The 15,361-nt window shown below is 72.2% G+C and carries 11 protein-coding genes and 1 riboswitch; of the genes, 5 read left to right on the top strand and 6 right to left on the bottom strand.

Annotated elements, in window-relative coordinates; translation table 11 throughout:
* Window positions 1–36 precede the first annotated feature (36 nt).
* Window positions 37–1,938 carry a Na+/H+ antiporter NhaA gene (gene nhaA, locus OG698_RS04750; RefSeq protein ID WP_406101603.1) on the top strand — a complete coding sequence of 634 codons (1,902 nt, stop codon included), beginning with the start codon at window positions 37–39 and terminating at the stop codon, window positions 1,936–1,938.
* Here the strand turns inward: nhaA and OG698_RS04745 are convergent.
* From OG698_RS04745 to OG698_RS04725, 5 genes are all read right to left on the bottom strand, one after another.
* A complete protein-coding gene (locus tag OG698_RS04745; RefSeq protein ID WP_406101602.1) occupies window positions 1,932–3,095 on the bottom strand; it encodes an ADP-ribosylglycohydrolase family protein in 1,164 nt (387 codons plus the stop codon). The genes nhaA and OG698_RS04745 overlap by 7 nt on opposite strands.
* A 79-nt stretch (window positions 3,096–3,174) precedes the next feature.
* The gene (locus tag OG698_RS04740; RefSeq protein WP_406101600.1) at window positions 3,175–4,245 is read right to left on the bottom strand and encodes a serine/threonine-protein kinase; all 1,071 of its coding nucleotides are present in this window, start codon (window positions 4,243–4,245) and stop codon (window positions 3,175–3,177) included.
* 247 nt (window positions 4,246–4,492) lie between these two features.
* Window positions 4,493–6,451: a potassium channel family protein gene (locus tag OG698_RS04735; RefSeq protein WP_406101599.1), complete on the bottom strand. Its 1,959-nt coding sequence runs from the start codon at window positions 6,449–6,451 to the stop codon at window positions 4,493–4,495.
* 98 nt (window positions 6,452–6,549) lie between these two features.
* A complete protein-coding gene (gene thiD, locus OG698_RS04730; protein WP_406101597.1) occupies window positions 6,550–7,395 on the bottom strand; it encodes a bifunctional hydroxymethylpyrimidine kinase/phosphomethylpyrimidine kinase in 846 nt (281 codons plus the stop codon).
* Window positions 7,392–8,831, bottom strand: a complete 1,440-nt coding sequence (locus OG698_RS04725) for a purine-cytosine permease family protein (protein ID WP_406101596.1) — start codon at window positions 8,829–8,831, stop codon at window positions 7,392–7,394. Before OG698_RS04725 ends, thiD begins: the two co-directional genes overlap by 4 nt.
* Window positions 8,824–8,918, bottom strand: a riboswitch (TPP riboswitch). It overlaps the preceding gene by 8 nt.
* 207 nt (window positions 8,919–9,125) lie before the next feature.
* Between OG698_RS04725 and OG698_RS04720 the strand changes: the two genes are divergently transcribed.
* Complete coding sequence (locus tag OG698_RS04720) at window positions 9,126–10,271, top strand: serine hydrolase domain-containing protein (RefSeq protein ID WP_406101594.1); 1,146 nt, start codon at window positions 9,126–9,128, stop codon at window positions 10,269–10,271.
* Window positions 10,272–10,333: 62 nt separating this feature from the next.
* Here OG698_RS04720 and OG698_RS04715 read toward each other — a convergent pair whose 3' ends face one another.
* Window positions 10,334–11,656, bottom strand: coding sequence for an MFS transporter (locus OG698_RS04715; RefSeq protein WP_406101592.1), 1,323 nt, complete (start codon window positions 11,654–11,656; stop codon window positions 10,334–10,336).
* A gap of 154 nt (window positions 11,657–11,810) precedes the next feature.
* On the opposite strand from OG698_RS04715, the gene OG698_RS04710 reads away from it, so the two are divergent.
* The 3 genes from OG698_RS04710 (at window position 11,811) to OG698_RS04700 (ending at window position 15,359) form a co-directional block, all read left to right on the top strand.
* Window positions 11,811–13,559, top strand: coding sequence for an IlvD/Edd family dehydratase (locus OG698_RS04710; RefSeq protein WP_406101590.1), 1,749 nt, complete (start codon window positions 11,811–11,813; stop codon window positions 13,557–13,559).
* Between the two features lie 9 nt (window positions 13,560–13,568).
* Window positions 13,569–14,525, top strand: coding sequence for a dihydrodipicolinate synthase family protein (locus OG698_RS04705; RefSeq protein WP_406101589.1), 957 nt, complete (start codon window positions 13,569–13,571; stop codon window positions 14,523–14,525).
* A gap of 114 nt (window positions 14,526–14,639) precedes the next feature.
* Window positions 14,640–15,359 carry a FadR/GntR family transcriptional regulator gene (locus tag OG698_RS04700; protein ID WP_406101588.1) on the top strand — a complete coding sequence of 240 codons (720 nt, stop codon included), beginning with the start codon at window positions 14,640–14,642 and terminating at the stop codon, window positions 15,357–15,359.
* Window positions 15,360–15,361: the final 2 nt, after the last annotated feature.

Here is a 15,361-nt window from a genome sequence, read left to right as displayed (position 1 = left end):
GCCGGCCAGGTCCGCGCGGGCCATCGAGAGACGGGAATGCCGCCGATGAGCTCGGGGTTCGACGGGCAGACAACGAGCGGCGAGGAGCTGCGCACACCGCTGCGCGACTTCCTGCGCACCGAGACCGGCAGCGCCTCGGTGCTGCTCGTCGCCGCGCTCGCGGCACTGGCCTGGGTGAACATCGGACCCGGCACGTACGAGGAATTCTGGGGGACGCACTTCTCCGTCCGTATCGGTTCCGCCGGGGTGTCGCTGGACCTGCGGGAGTGGGTCAACAGCGGCCTGATGGCGTTCTTCTTCTTCGTCGTCGGCCTGGAGGCGCGGCGCGAGTTCGACATGGGGGAGCTCCGCGAACGCCGGCGCGTCACGCTGCCCCTCGTCGCGGGACTCAGCGGCATGGTCGTCCCCGTAGCCGTCTACCTGGCCATCAACGCGGGGCAGAGCACGGCCCACGGCTGGGGCGCCGCGATGTCGACCGACACGGCCTTCGCCCTCGGCATGCTGGCGCTGCTCGGCAACCGGCTGCCCGGCGGGCTGCGCATCTTCATCCTGACCGTGGCCGTCGTCGACGACTTCGTGGCGCTGATCATCATCGCTGTCGCCTACAGCGGAGACATCGACGTTCCCGCCCTGCTGGTGGCACTCGGCCTGTTCGGCGTGATCCTGCTGGTACGGGCCACCGGCACCCGGCGCGGCTGGGTGTATGTGCTCCTGGCCGTCGCGGTCTGGGTGGCGCTGCTGGAGTCGGGGGTGGACCCAGTAGTGATCGGCCTGGCCATGGGGCTGCTGACCTTTGCGTACCCGGCGAGCCGTACCGCGCTGGAGCGGGCGAGCGGCCTGTTCCGGCTCTTCCGCGAGCAGCCGACCCCCGAACTGGAACGGTCGGTCCGCCGGGGCCTCGCGTCGGCCCTGTCCCCCAACGAGCGGCTGCAGCGCCTCTACCACCCGTGGACCAGCTATGTGATCGTGCCGCTGTTCGCCCTCGCCAACGCCGGCATCGAGCTCAGCGGCGGCGAACTGGCCCGCGCGTTCGCCTCGCCGATCACCCTCGGCATCCTCTTCGGCTACGTCCTGGGCAAGCCGCTCGGCATCGTCGGCGCGTCCTGGCTGACGACCCGGCTCAGCCGCGGCCGGCTGCGCCCGTCCGTCGGCTGGGGCGCCACTACGGCCGGGGGAACCATCGCAGGCGTCGGATTCACGGTGGCCCTGCTCATCGCCACCCTCGCGTTCGACGGTAGCCAACTGGCCGAGGCGAAGATCGGCATCCTCAGCGCGGTCGTCGGCGCGTTCCTGATGACCTGGCTTGTCTCCTGGGTCATCGGCGTCCTGCCCCGCCCCACCCGGATGAGGGCCCTCCTCGGGACGGCCGAAGGTATCGTCGACCTGGCCGTGCCGGTCGACCCGGACCGCGACCACATGCGGGGACCGCGGCACGCGCCCGTGACGGTCGTCGAGTACGGCGACTTCGAGTGCCCCTATTGCGGACAGGCCGAACCCGTCGTGCGGGAACTCCTCGCCGGTTTCGGCGACATCCGCTACGTCTGGCGCCACCTGCCCCTGAACGACGTACACCCGCACGCCCAGCTCGCCGCGGAGGCGGCCGAAGCGGCCGGGGAGCAGGGCGCGTACTGGGAGATGCATGACCTGCTGTTCACCCACCAGGACGCGCTGCGGGCCGCCGACCTCGTCAAGTACGCGGGTGAACTCGGCCTGGACACCGACCGGTTCCACAAGAGCCTGCGGGCGCACAGTGGAGTGGGGCGGGTCTCCGAGGACCTTGAGTCGGCCGACCTCAGCGGCGTCTCGGGCACCCCCACGTTCTTCGTCAACGGACGGCGCCACCACGGGGCGTACGACATCGACGGGCTGTCGGCGTCGGTGCGCGCGGCGAAGGAGCGGGCGGTCCTGGCCGGCAGGCGCGGGCCGCGGCGTCAGTAGTTCCAGGGACGCTTCTCGCCGGGCCGGATCTCGGCCGCGATGTCGTCGCCGAGCCGGGCGACGGCGGTACGTCCCTCGATCTCCGTCAGCCACTGGTGCGGGAGGTGTACGTCACCGTGAAGCGCGCCGAGGATGTTGCCGCACAGGGAGCCCGTGGAGTCGCTGTCGCCCGAGTGGTTGACCGAGAGCAGGAACGCGGCCTCGATCGGGGTGCGCGGCGGCTTCGGGTTGCACACAGTGCCCTCCTTGCCGACGTAGAAGGTCTGCGGACGGGTGTGGGCCATCGCTGCGTACACCCCGATGGCGAGGGCCTCCTCCGCGACCCATCCGGCGCCGAGCGTCTCGACTCTCTCCGGGGTCGCGTCGCCCTCCTCCTCGGCGAGCGCGACGGCCCGGCTCAGCGCGGCCGTGGTCTCCTCGTGGCCCCGGTAACGGGCGAGCAGCCGCAGGGTGAGCAGTACCGCGCCCTCCAGGGACTCGCCGTCGACGAGGTGGCTGATGAGGGCGGCGAACGCACCGGAGGCGAGGTAGCCGGTGGGGTGTCCGTGTGTGATCTGGGCGCACTGGGCGGCGAGTTCGAAGGACCGGCGGGCGCCCAGGTCCGTCAGGCCGAAGGGCGCGGAGCGCATGACGGCGCCGCAGCCCTTGGAGTTCGGGTTCACCGGCCCCGGCTCACCGGTGGGCTTCCCGTACGGGTCGGGGGTGAACCCCGCTTCGACGCCGCTCAGGCAGGCGTTGCCGGGCGCGCGGCGCGCGTACAGCCAGGGCTCGTGCCGCAGCCACCCGATGCGGTGGCGCAGGTCGTCGGCGGGCAGCGGACCGGGGTGGTTCTGCGTCTCCAGCCACCGCAGATACGCGTCGTGCACGATGTGCGCCTCCGCGCCGCCGATGCCGCGGTCCCGGGTGCGGCAGTACCCCCGCAGATGCCCCTCGGCGGTGAACAGCGTCATCTGGGTGTCGTCGCTGACCCGGCCCGTCACACCGTCGGTGTCGGGCACCAGGCCGGTGACCCCGGCCGCGCCGTGCGTGGCGCGGATCGCGTCGAGGGAGAGGAACTCGACGGGGTAGCCGAGCGCGTCACCGATCGCGCCGCCGAGGAGACAACCGCGCACCCGGCTGCGGTGGACGGCGAGATCGGCCCAGGATCGGGTGTGCACGGTGAGCTCCATGGTGGTCGGTCAGAAGACGGCGCACCCCATCATGGCCGCAGCGTGCGCCGCCGGAACGGGCGCCCCGTCAGTGCGCGGACGCGGCGGGCGACGGTGCTCCCGTGGGTGTGGTCGCGGCACTGTCGTCGGGGGCGAACCACGCCATGCCGATCAGGAGGGACGCGACGAAGAGAGCGGCAGCGGCGATGGCCCCGATGGTTCTCGGTCTGCGTCTCGCCGCCGCCATGACGCCACCGCGCCGTGCCGCCCCGCGGCGTGCCGCCCGGCCGGACGACGGCAGCTGATAGGTCGTGGAAGTGGTCCGGATCTCCGGGGCGGCGTGACGGTGCGGTACGGGCGCGGGGGCCTCCGGCACGGGCTCCGGGAGGGGTTCGGGACGGCCCTGCCAGGCACCCGTACGGAACCAGTCCGTGACCTCCTGGGCCGTCGGCCGGTCCTCCGGCTGCTTGGCCAGCAGGCCGAGCAGATAGTTCTCGAACGACGGGGGCAGCTGGATACCGAGCCGCCCCGGGGCCACGGGCGCGGCGTCCACGTGCTGGTAGAGCAGTCCGGTCGCGGTGTCGGCGCGGAACGGCGGGTTTCCGGTGAGGAGTTGATAGAGCACGCAGCCCAGCGAGTACACGTCGGACGGCGGGCCCGCGTTCTTGCCGAGGGCGCGCTCGGGCGCCAGATACAGGCCGGTGCCGACGATCTGCCCGGTGGTGGTGAGCCCGGCGGCGGGATCGTCCAGGAAGCGGGCGATGCCGAAGTCGCCCAGCTTGACCGTGCCGTCGGGGGTGAGCAGCAGATTGCCCGGCTTGATGTCCCGGTGCACCACGCCCTGGCGGTGGGCGGCCGCGAGCCCGGCGGCCGCGCCGGTCGCGATGTCGGCCACGCGCTCCGGCGTCAGCCGCGCGCCGCCCGCGGTCTCGTGGGCGAGACTGCCGCCCTCGACGAGTTCCATGACGAGGTAGAAGCGTTGCTCCCAGGAGCCGAAGTCGTAGACACCCACCACATGCGGATGGCTGAGCGACGCCGAAGTCTGCGCCTCCATGCGGAACCTGGCCGCCGCGGACGGATCCGCGTCCTGGGCGAGGAGCAGCTTCACGGCCACGGGCCGGCCGAGCATCTCGTCGGTCGCCTGCCACACCTCACCCATACCGCCGCGGCCTATCGCCTTGTGCAACCGGTACCGATCCGCCAGCAACAACCTGCGCACCACCCTTGAAAGACAGCCCCGTCAAATTGGTTGCCACGGAACGTACTTCGCCCCGCGCGAGCGCGAGGACGAGCGGGAGGGGTGTGGCGGGATCAAGGATAAGGCGCGCGGAGAGCCGATGATCACACTTGGCCGGGTGGCTCGTACAGAAGGCGGGAGGTGGTGATCACACCGGGCACTGTGCTTCCTAGGGGGCGCCTGCACGAGTACGGGCCAGGGGGCCGTGCCGCAGGAGTTCGGCCAGGCCCTGGCGCGTCGCGGCGAGCACCACGCGGTCCTCGGTACGCAGTACGTACCCGGGGTGAAGGTCCCACACGAGACCCGTGGGGCGGTCGGGGTCGTCGTCGGCGGGGGACGCGGCCAGGTCGGGGCGCCGCTCGCTCGGCGCCGTCGCGTCGAGCGCGATCACACGCCAGGCACCGGCCCGGAACGAGTCGGCGACGGTTCGGCCGTCGAGCAGCGGATGTCCCGCCACATCGAGGGCGGCGAAGAGCAGCACGCTGCGCTCGACGGGGATGGCGCCGAGGATCTGGCGGCCCATCATGGCGCCCGCGAACGCGGGTGCGGCGAGCGTGGAGACGCTCCGGCTGCGGGTCAGGGCCCGGGGATGCGCGGAGCGGAGCGTGCGGTAGACGGCGGTCGCGAAACCGTCGTCGAACAGGCGCAGCGCCACCCGCAGATCGGGCTTGACCGACCGCGCGTGCAGCGCGGCCTCGAGGTTGGTGATGTCACTGCTGGTGAGGGCGAGCAGGGCGTGGGCGCGGTGCACCTTGGCGGCCTCCAGGACGCCTTCCTGGGTGACGTCCCCGATGACGGTCGGTACGCGCAGGCGGCGGGCGAGGGCGACGCCGCGCGCCTCGGGGTCCTCCTCCACGCAGACGACGGGGATGCCGAGTTCACGCAGTCGGGCCAGAACCCGGGTGCCGATCTTGCCGAGGCCGAGGAGCACGACGTGACCGGACAGGCCGCGCGGCGGGCGGCGCAGGGCCGATGCCGTACGGAAGGTGCCGAGCGCTTCGAGGACTGCCGCGAGGAGCACGGGCAGAAGGAGCAGTCCGGCCAGCCCCGTGAGGAGTTGGAGGAGCTGACGGGCGAGCGGCTGCCCGATGGCCGGGTCGTCGATGGCGAACAGGTCGAGGAGCGTGAGGTATCCGGCGTGCAGCGGGTGGTCGCCGGTGGTGGCCCAGGAGGCGACGGCCAGGCCGAGGACGCTCGTGACGAGACCGGCGAGGGACCAGCGCAGCCGGCGCGAGAACAGCGAGCCGAGGGGCATACGGCGGCTGCTCGCGCGGCCGTTGGGAGTGGCGACCGTGGGGGAGACGGCCTCCAGGACCACCGTGCCGCGCCCGGTCGCGGCGGCGACCGTGCGTTCGTCGGGCAGCAGCAGCGGGCCCTCCGCGCCGCCCACGTCCGAACCCTCGGCGCCCGCCGGGTCGTTGGCGGTCGCGGACAGCAGGGCGAGGGTGCACAGGCCGGGGTCGGCGACCTCGCCCCGGCCCGGCGGGGTGCGCTCCACGGCGCGCAGCAGGAGCCCGTCGGCCTGGACGACCTTGCTGGTACCGGCGACGGCGGTGGCCGCGAGCGCCGGTGCGGCGGTGTCGGCGTCGGACAGGACGGTCGTCGTGGTGTCCAGTGCCTCGGGGTCGACGCCGGGGGCGGAGAGTGCGGCGGCCTGGTCGAGGAGGTGTTCCAGGTGCTGGCCGAGCTTGCGGTTGTAGAGCCGGATGACCAGGCGCAGCTGGGGGTTGAGACGGCGGGCGGCGAGCGCGGCCCGGATGTTGGTCTCGTCGTCACCGTGTACGAGGGCCAGCGCGGCGGCGTCGGCCACACCGGCCTCGGCCAGCGCCTCCTCGTCGAGTTCCGGCGCCTCCATGACCCGCGGCGGCGGAACGCTGTCGCCCGCCGCGGTGGACACGGTACGGCTCATGACCGCCTGCATCCGCGAGAGCAAAGCGGCCGCCCTCGCCCGTCCGGCCGGACCGGCGCCCTGCCTGGTGACGCGTACGGAGGGCACCACGACTGTGACCCGCTCGCCGTACACGGCGCGCAGTTCGGCGGCGAGCCGCTCGGCGAGCGCGTCACCACCGCACACGATCATGTGGCCGGTCTGCGGGGGCTGTTGAGGCTGGCGGGGCAGGGTGGTCATGGCAACAGTCAAGTGGATGGGAGGGCGGTCACGCCCATCGGGCCCTGATTGTGTGCAGGTGGGCGTGTTGCGCGTCCACCGGGTGGTGCTCGGCGGAGTCAGTCCGTTCGCCACGCACCCATGGACCGGTCGCCCGGCAGGCGCCACCCATGGTCCACCGGGCCGATGCCCGACCCCAGTGCGAACCCGGCGGCGATCGCCCCCGTGACGTACTCCTTCGCCAGGCGGACGGACTCCGGCACGGGCAGGCCATGGGCGAGGCCCACGGCGACGGCCGACGCCAGGGTGCAACCCGTGCCGTGCGTGTGCCGGTTGTCGTGGCGGGGAGCGCGCAGCCAGTGCTCCTCCGTGCCGTCGGTGAGCAGGTCCACGGCCGCCCCGGGCAGATGGCCGCCCTTGACGACCACCCACCGCGGGCCGAACGACAGGAGACGTGCCGCGGCCCGGCGCATGCCGTCGTCGTCCGTGACGGCGAGGCCGGTCAGCTGCGCCACCTCGTCCAGATTCGGCGTGGCCACCGTCGCGACTGGCAGCAGCTTCGTGCGTACGGCGTCCAGCGCGTCCTCAGCGAGCAGTGGATCGCCGTGCTTGGACACGCTCACCGGGTCCACGACCACGGGGGCGTCCGTGCTGGCGAGCAGTTCGGCCACAGTCTCGACGAGGACCGGCGACGAGAGCATCCCGGTCTTGACCGCCTGGACGCCGATGTCGTCCACGACGCTGCGGTACTGCGTGCGCACCGCGTCGACGGGCAGTTCCCACGCTCCCTGGACCCCGAGAGAATTCTGTGCGGTGACGGCCGTCAGGACGCTCATGCCGTGGGCACCGAGCGCCAGCATCGTCTTGAGGTCGGCCTGGATCCCGGCGCCACCGCCCGAATCCGATCCGGCGACGGTCAGGACGCGGGGCGGCGCGACGCGTCCGCCGCTCGCAGGCACGGTCATGCGCGGGCCTCCTCGTGGGGTGCGGTGCGGGCGTCAGCGGTCGGGCGGCGCAGCCTCAGGGGCGCGTACACGACGAGCGCGGCGACGAAGGCCACGTAGTACGCGAGGTCGGCGCCGTGCAGGGCCTTTGCGACCGGGCCCACGTACAGGCCGCTGTCCATGAACGGGACCGCCGCGGCGAAGGCGGCGACGAAGGCGAGGAGCCCGGGCCACCAGGGCTGCGGCCGGGCGGACTCGGCGGCCAGGTCGACCGGCGCGCCGCCCCGGGCCCTGGCGCGCGCGAACCAGTCGACGGCCACGACAGCGACGAAGCCGGGGATCCAGTAGCCGACGAACAGCAACACGTTCTGGAAGCGGGCCGCGGTGTCGGCGGCGTGCATCCACAGCACCAGCGGGAAGCCGAGCACCGCGGCGAACGCCGCCGCGAGCGGCCTCGGGATCCGGACGCCGACGGTCTGCAGGGCCAGCGAGCCGCTGTAGTCGTTCATCGCGTTGCTGCACAGGGCCGCCAGCGCCACGGCGAGCAGCCCGAAGGCGCCGAGAACGCCGCCGCCGAGCAGCTCGTCGACGCCGCGCGCGGTCTGGTCGGTGAAGACGGAGGCGCCCCACAGCCCGAGCGCCTGGACAGCGACGAAGGAAACGGTGACGCCGAGGAGCGTGAACCAGAACATGCGCTTACGGGATGTGGCCGCCGGAAGGTAGCGACTGAAGTCGCTGGCGTAGGGTGCCCAGGACAGGGACAGGCTGAGCGCGATCGTGCTGGTCAGGACGAACGCGCCGGCCTGGTCGGCGCCGTGCGCGGCCCCGTTGGTGACCGGCTGGACACCGTCGAGAAGCTTGACGGCGAGGACCACGAAGGCGGCGGCCAGTACGAAGGTCATCAGCTTCTGGAGCCGGTGGACGGCCTCGTAGCCGAGCACGCCCAGCGCGCCCTGCGCCAGCATCATCACGAGCACGCCGACCCAGAACGGCCAGCCGCACAGCCGGGCGAGCGCGTCACCGCCGAAGAGGCCGATCAGGGCGTCCCAGGCGACCGACGACAGCCACTGCAGGACGCCGGGCACCGCGACGGCCCGGCCGAACGCGAGCCGCGCCAGCGGGAGCTGCCCCGCGCCGGTCGCGCTGCCCCACGTACCGAGGTACGCGGTGGGCACGGCACCGACGAGGGTGCCGATGACGACGGCGGCCAGTGCGGTGGCGAAGTCCAGGCCGAGTGCGATGCCGACGGTGCCGGTGAAGACGCCGGTCATGGTCAGGTTCGGGGCGAACCACACGGTGAACAGGCGCCCGGCGCCGCCGTAGCGGTGGCTCTCGGGGACCGGCGCGATTCCGCGCGCCTCGACCCGCAGGTCACCGGGCGCCGCGGGCATCCGCCCGTCGAAGACGGAGCGCGGTCCGGTGGTCCCGGTGCTGCTCGGGGCATGGGGCAACGACATTGGCTGACATCCCTCCGCCAGTGCTAACTGGTTCAGGTTCGACGGGTGTGATCTCAGCCCTCGTGCGGGGCACCCCGTGTCCGGTACGTCGGCAAGGGTAGCTTCCCTGTTCTAGGAGGCAACCCCGGGGGAGGGGCGGCGTCCGCTGCGTGGACGGCGCACACCCCGCCGCGTGTAATTCGTTCGAGGTGTGCGGCGCATCCCCGTACCGTGTTCGATTCGAAGATCGCGGACGGTACGGGCTCACGTAACCGGCGGCTCCGCGACCCAGGGACACGCGGAGGACGGGACACGATGGAGCAGCGCAACGGTTGGGCCGACGAACGCTTCGGGGCGGTCGCCGATGTGTTCGCGCGGAACTTCACGGAGTTCCCCGAACTCGGCGCCGCCGTCACGGTGTTCGCCGGCGGACGCAAGGTCGTCGACCTGTGGGGCGGTGTCGCGGACGAGCGGACCGGGCGTGTGTGGGAACAGGACACCACCGTCCCCGTCTTCTCCGTGGCCAAGGGCCTGGTGGGCGTCAGCGCGCATCTCCTCGCCCAGGAGGGGCGGCTCGACCTCGACGCGCCGGTCATCCGGTACTGGCCCGAGTTCGCACAGCACGGCAAGGAGACCGTCACCACGCGCATGGTGCTCGGGCACCGGGCGGGAGTCCCCGCCCTCGACGCGGTGCTGTCCTTCGAGGAGATCGCCGGGTGGACGCCGGTGATCCGCGCGATCGAGGAGCAGAAGCCCCTGTGGGAACCCGGCACCGCGTACGAGTACCACGGCCATGTCCTCGGCTTCCTCGTCGGCGAGGTGATCCGGCGCATCACGGGCCTCACCCCTGGCGCGTACTTCCGCCGTGCGGTCGGTGACCCGCTCGGGCTGCGGGCCTGGATCGGCCTGCCCGCCGACGAGTCGGAGCGCGTGGCCCGGCTCGCCGAGGCCGAGGGACGCCCCGGGATGCCCGGGCCCGAGCATCTGCTCACGCGCATCGTGACGATGAACGGGGCGCTCGTCTTTCCCGGCCTCGACGCGCCGCACGGCTGGAACGACCCGGAGCTGCACGCCATGGAACTCCCCGGAGCGGGCGCGGTCGCCTCCGCGAGCGGCCTCGCCGGGCTCTACGCGGCCGCCGTGACCGGTGTCGAGGGCGGGGAGCGGCTGCTCACGCCGGACACGGTGACCGATGCGGTGCGTGAGGTGTCCTCGGGAGAGGGGTGGCTCGGCTTCGACGCGGGCGCGCGCTGGGGATCGGGCTTCCTGCTCGACTCGCCGTCCTTCCGCCCGATGCTCGGTGCCCGCAGCTTCGGCAACGACGGCGCCGGAGGCCAATTCGCCTTCGGAGACGACGAGTTCGGGATCGGCTTCGCCTATGTGGCCAATCGCATGATCGGCCACGGCGACGCCCGCGCCAACCGCCTGATCGCGGCTGTACGCGAGTGCCTCGGCGAGTGATGCCGTCGCGGTGGGGTGGGGGCAGTCCGTCGCCCCACCGCGTCCCCTCGCTCTCACCGCGTTCAGACCTTCGTACGCCCCTCAGCCTTCGCCGACGTGTCGGGCGCGTGGGTGACCACGGGCCCGCCCTCGACGAGCCGCCGGATCCCGGGCGTGGCGACCGCCGCGATGACCATGGCGGCGACCAGGAACCACAGTCCGCCCATGGCAGACCCGGTTCGGTCGACGACCACACCGATCCCCATCGGCCCGAAGCCGCCGCCCAGATTGCCCACGGCGTTGATCACTGCGATGCCGGAGGCCGCCTGAATCCCCGTCAGGAAGCGTGAGGGGAGCGACCACAGCACCGGCTGCCCCGCGAAGATGCACATCGCCGCAAGGCTGATGAAGGCCATCTGCAGTACATGGTTGCCGGTCAGGGCGCTGGCCGCGAGACCGAGGGCGCCGAGGGCGGCGGTGCCCGCGATCCACGGATAGCGGGTGCCGCTGCGGTCGGCGAGCTTCGGCACGACGTACAGGCCGACGGCCACGAAGACGTACGGGATGGCGGTGATGAAGCCGGTGGCCGTCGTGGTGAGGCCGCCGAAGCCGTCGACGATCGTCGGCAGCCAGAAGCTCAGCCCGTAGGCGCCCAGGGGGAAGCACAGGTAGAAGAGGGACAGCAGGAGTACGCGCCGGTCGCGCAGCGCACGCAGCGGACTGCCGTGTCCGCGCTCGCCCAACGCGTCGGCCTCGGCGGCGAGTTCACCGGCGATCCAGGCCCGCTCGTCGGCGGCCAGCCAGCGCACGCCTTCGGGACCGTCGGGCAGGAGCCGCAGGGTGACGAAGCCGAGCACGATCGCCGGTACGCCCGTCGCGATGAAGATCCACTGCCAGCCTTCGAGCCCGAGCGTGCCGTCGAGGTCGTCGAGCGCGCCCATCACGGGGTTGCCGATGATGAAGGCGAGCGGCGCGGACATCATGAACCAGCCGGTCATGCGCGCCCGGTAGCGGTACGGGTACCACTTGGTGAGGTAGTAGAGGACTCCCGGGTAGAAGCCCGCCTCGGCGACGCCGAGCAGGAAGCGCGCGGCGTAGAACTGCCAGTCGTCGGTGACCAGCGCCGTCAGTACGGTCACCACGCCCCAGCTGAGCATGATGCGGGTGAACCAGCGGCGCGCGCCGAAGCGGTCGAGGTAGACGTTGCTGGGCACTTCGAAGATCGCGTACGCGATGAAGAACGCGACCTGGCCGAAGGTGAACGCGGCGTTCGACAGGCCGAGTTGATCCTGGAGGGTCAGCTTGGCGAAGCCGACGTTGGACCGGTCTATGTACGCCACCAGATACAGCAGGACCAGGAACGGCATCAGCCGCCAGGTCACCGCCTTCATGACTGTCGATTCCACGGCTCTCCCACGTCGTTCGTGCCGGATCCGCGTCGATCCTCTGGACACGCCGGGACCGTATCGTGATTTGATAGCACCATTGAAGGGGTGTGTCGGACACGGCTTGATCACGGCCGCGGTCACGGCCACCGCCGCCGCACCGGAAGGACCACTCATGGCCGCGCTCGAACCCACGCCCGCCGACAGCGAGGCGCCGCTGCGCTCCCGTGCCTGGTTCGGCGACGGCGGCAAGAACGGCTTCATCTCCCGCCACCATCTGCGCGCGACGGGCCGCGGCGGTCACAACTTCGACGGCCGCCCGGTCATCGGCATCTGCAACACCTTCTCCGAACTGACGCCCTGCAACGGCCACCTCCAGCTCATCGCCGACGCGGTGAAGCGCGGCGTCCTCCAGGCCGGCGGCTTCCCCCTCGAATTCCCCGCCATGTCCCTGGGCGAGCCGTTCCTGCGCCCCACCTCGATGCTCTACCGCAACCTCGCCGCGATGGAGATCGAGGAACAGATACGCGCCAACCCCCTGGACGCCGTCGTCCTGCTCACCGGCTGTGACAAGACCACCCCCGCCGCCCTCATGGGCGCCGCGAGCGCGGGCGTCCCCGCGATCGTCTTCACCGGCGGCCCGATGCTCAACGGGCGATTTCAGGGGCGCAACGTCGGCTCCGGCACGGACATCTGGCGCATGACCGAGGAACTGCGGGCCGGGACCATCACCCAGGAGGAGTTCACCGAGTTCGAGAGCTCCCTCAACCGCAGTGCCGGTCACTGCATGACGATGGGCACGGCCTCCACCATGGCGTGCCTGACCGAGGCCCTCGGCATGATGCTCCCCGGCGGCTCGGGCCTGCCCGCGGTCGACGCACGCCGCGGCACCCTCGCCGAGGAGACCGGCGCCCGCGCCGTCGCACTCGCCGGCAGCGACCTCACCCCGGGGCGCATCATGACGCGCGCCGCCTTCGAGAACGCCATCCGGATCAACGCGGCCATCGGCGGCTCCACCAACGCCGTCGTCCACCTCCTCGCCGTCGCGGGCCGCCTCGGTGTACCGCTCGCCCTCGACGACTTCGACCGTCTCGGTGCCGAACTCCCGCTGCTCATCGACCTGATGCCGTCGGGGCGCTTCCTCATGGAGGAGTTCGCGTACGCCGGCGGGCTGCCCGCACTCGTCAACGACCTGCGCGACCAGCTCCACCGCGACACGGTCACCGTCACCGGACGCGGCCTCGTCGACAACTGCGAGGGCGCGCAGGTCCACGACCGTGAGGTGATCCGCCCCATGGACCGCCCGGTGCAGCCCGCCGGCACCGGCACCGCCGTCCTGCGCGGCAACCTCGCCCCGAACGGCGCCGTCATCAAGCAGTCGGCCGCCGACCCGAAGCTGCTCAGCCACACCGGGCCCGCGCTCGTCTTCGACTCGCTGGAGGACTACCTCGCCGTCGCCGAGGACGCCGACCTGGACGTCACCGCCGACACCGTCCTCATCGTCCGCAACACCGGCCCCAAGGGCTATCCCGGTATGCCGGAGGTCGGCAACCTCCAGCTCCCGAAGAAGCTCCTGGACGCGGGCGTGCGCGACATGGTCCGCATCTCCGACGCCCGCATGTCCGGCACCGCCTTCGGCACCTGCGTCCTGCACGTCGCGCCCGAGGCCGCGGTCGGCGGCCCGCTCGCTCTTGTACGCACGGGGGACGACGTACGCCTCGACGTGCCCGCGCGACGCCTCGACGTACTGGTCGAGGACGCGGAACTGGAGCGGCGCCGCACCGGGTGGCAGCCGCCGGCACCGCCCGCCGGCCGCGGCTGGACCTACCTCTACACCCAGCACGTCACCCAGGCCGACACGGGCGTGGATCTCGACTTCCTGGTCGGCGCCAGCGACTCCGCCCCGCCCCGCCAGGCTTTCTGAGGATCCGTCATGCGCATTGAACAATCAGAGAAGTCGACGAAGGACGTCGACTCCCTGGTTCGCGGTGTCTCACCCGTACTCGAAGTCCCCTTCCGCGACGACGGCGCGCTCGACCCCGACGGCTTCGCCACGGTCGTCGACCGCGTCCTCGCCACCGGCGTCGGCTCGGTGATGTTCCCGGGCTTCGCGAGCGAGTTCCACAAGCTCGACGCGGGCGAGCGGGACCTGCTCACCGGTCTTCTCCTGGAGCGCACGCGCGGTCGGACGGACGCCGCCGCGATCGTGTCCGTCCCCGACCACGCCACCCGGCACGCCGTCGCCCAGGCCGTCAGCGCCGCCGAGCGCGGGGCCGACGCGGTCAACGTCCTGCCGCCGCACTTCCTCGGTCCCTCACGGGACGCCGTACTCACCCACGTACGGTCGGTGCTCGCTGCCGTGGACCCGCTGCCCGTCGTCGTCCAGTACGCCCCCGCCCAGACAGGCACCGCGCTGGACGCACCCACCCTGCACACCCTCGCCGCGGAACACCCCAACCTGCGCTGGGTGAAGGTCGAGTCGGCCCCGCCCGGACGCCTCATCGCGGCACTCGCTCAGGGAGAGCGCCCGCTGCCCGCCCTCGTCGGATACGCGGGACTCCAGCTCCCCGACGCGCTGCGCCGCGGCGCGGTCGGCGTCCAACCGGGCTGCTCCTTCACGGAGTTGTACGTGGAGCTGTGGCGCCGCTGGGAACGCGGCGACGAGACCGGCGCCGTCGCCCTGCACACCCGCATGACGCCGTACCTCTCCTACTGGATGCAGGGCGTCGAGCTGATCGTCGCGGCGGAGAAGGAGATCTCCGTGCGCCGCGGCTGGTTCGGCTCCGCGCACTGCCGGGCACCCGGGCACACCCTCGACAGCGAGGAGATCGCCATGATCGACCGGTTCTGCGCCGAGTTCGCCGAAATGGTGCCTGAGCTGCTGCGATGATGCCGCGGGCACGTCACACCTCGGGTGCTCCGATTCCCACCGGAGGTGTGACAATCGACAACGCACCGGACGGGATCACCGGCACACGATGCACACGACGACACAGGGAGTGGCGTGGAACTTCAGGGCCTGCACGGGCAGGTGGTCGACCGGATCGGCCTGTCCCTCGCGGCGGACGAGATCCGCGCCGGGGAGGTCCTGCGCCTGGAGGACGTCCAGGAGCGGTACGGCGTATCGCGCACGGTCGCGCGCGAGGCCGTCCGCGTGCTCGAGTCCAAGCGGGCGGTGACCAGCCGCCCGCGCATCGGCATCACGGTCCGCCCGATGCCCGAGTGGAACCTCTACGACCCCCAGGTCATCCGCTGGCGCCTCGCCTCGCCCCGCCGCGAGGTCCAGCTGCGCGAACTGGCCGAGCTGCGTGCCGCGGTGGAGCCCTCCGCGGCGGCCCTGGCCGCGGCGAGCGGTGACGCGGAGGCCCGGCAGGCGCTGTCGGAGCACGCCCGTGCCATGGCGAGCGCGGCCCGGGCCGGCGACAGCGCCCGCTTCGTCGAGGCGGACGCGGCCTTCCACCGAGCGCTGCTCGGCGCATCGGGCAACGGCATGTTCGCCCAGCTCGCGGAGGTGACGGAGGAACTCCTCGTGGCCCGCCGCGAGCTGTCCCTGATGCCGCACGACATCGACATGGCTGCCGTACGCCGCCACCAGGAGGTGGCCGAAGCGGTAGCTGCGGGCCGCTCGGCCGAGGCGGCGCAAGCGGTGACGGCCATCGTCGACGCGGCCCACAGCGAGGTCGAAGACCTACTGGCGGGCGGGTCCTGCGGGTACGGGGTCTGATG

This window comes from Streptomyces sp. NBC_01003 (assembly GCF_045162695.1).
In the GTDB taxonomy this organism is placed as follows: domain Bacteria; phylum Actinomycetota; class Actinomycetes; order Streptomycetales; family Streptomycetaceae; genus Streptomyces.
The sequence above is the reverse complement of the archived record's forward strand: the minus strand, read 5'-3'. Positions and strand labels throughout refer to the sequence as shown.

Bases quoted from the DNA above. Each gene is read 5' to 3' on its own strand.
- OG698_RS04725 (WP_406101596.1), bottom strand. From the start codon at position 8,831: ATGTCGTTGCCCCATGCCCCGAGCAGCACCGGGACCACCGGACCGCGC.
- OG698_RS04705 (WP_406101589.1), top strand. From the start codon at position 13,569: ATGCGCATTGAACAATCAGAGAAGTCGACGAAGGACGTCGACTCCCTG.
- OG698_RS04710 (WP_406101590.1), top strand. From the start codon at position 11,811: ATGGCCGCGCTCGAACCCACGCCCGCCGACAGCGAGGCGCCGCTGCGC.
- OG698_RS04740 (WP_406101600.1), bottom strand. From the start codon at position 4,245: ATGGGTGAGGTGTGGCAGGCGACCGACGAGATGCTCGGCCGGCCCGTG.
- thiD (WP_406101597.1), bottom strand. From the start codon at position 7,395: ATGACCGTGCCTGCGAGCGGCGGACGCGTCGCGCCGCCCCGCGTCCTG.
- OG698_RS04720 (WP_406101594.1), top strand. From the start codon at position 9,126: ATGGAGCAGCGCAACGGTTGGGCCGACGAACGCTTCGGGGCGGTCGCC.
- OG698_RS04735 (WP_406101599.1), bottom strand. From the start codon at position 6,451: ATGACCACCCTGCCCCGCCAGCCTCAACAGCCCCCGCAGACCGGCCAC.
- nhaA (WP_406101603.1), top strand. From the start codon at position 37: ATGCCGCCGATGAGCTCGGGGTTCGACGGGCAGACAACGAGCGGCGAG.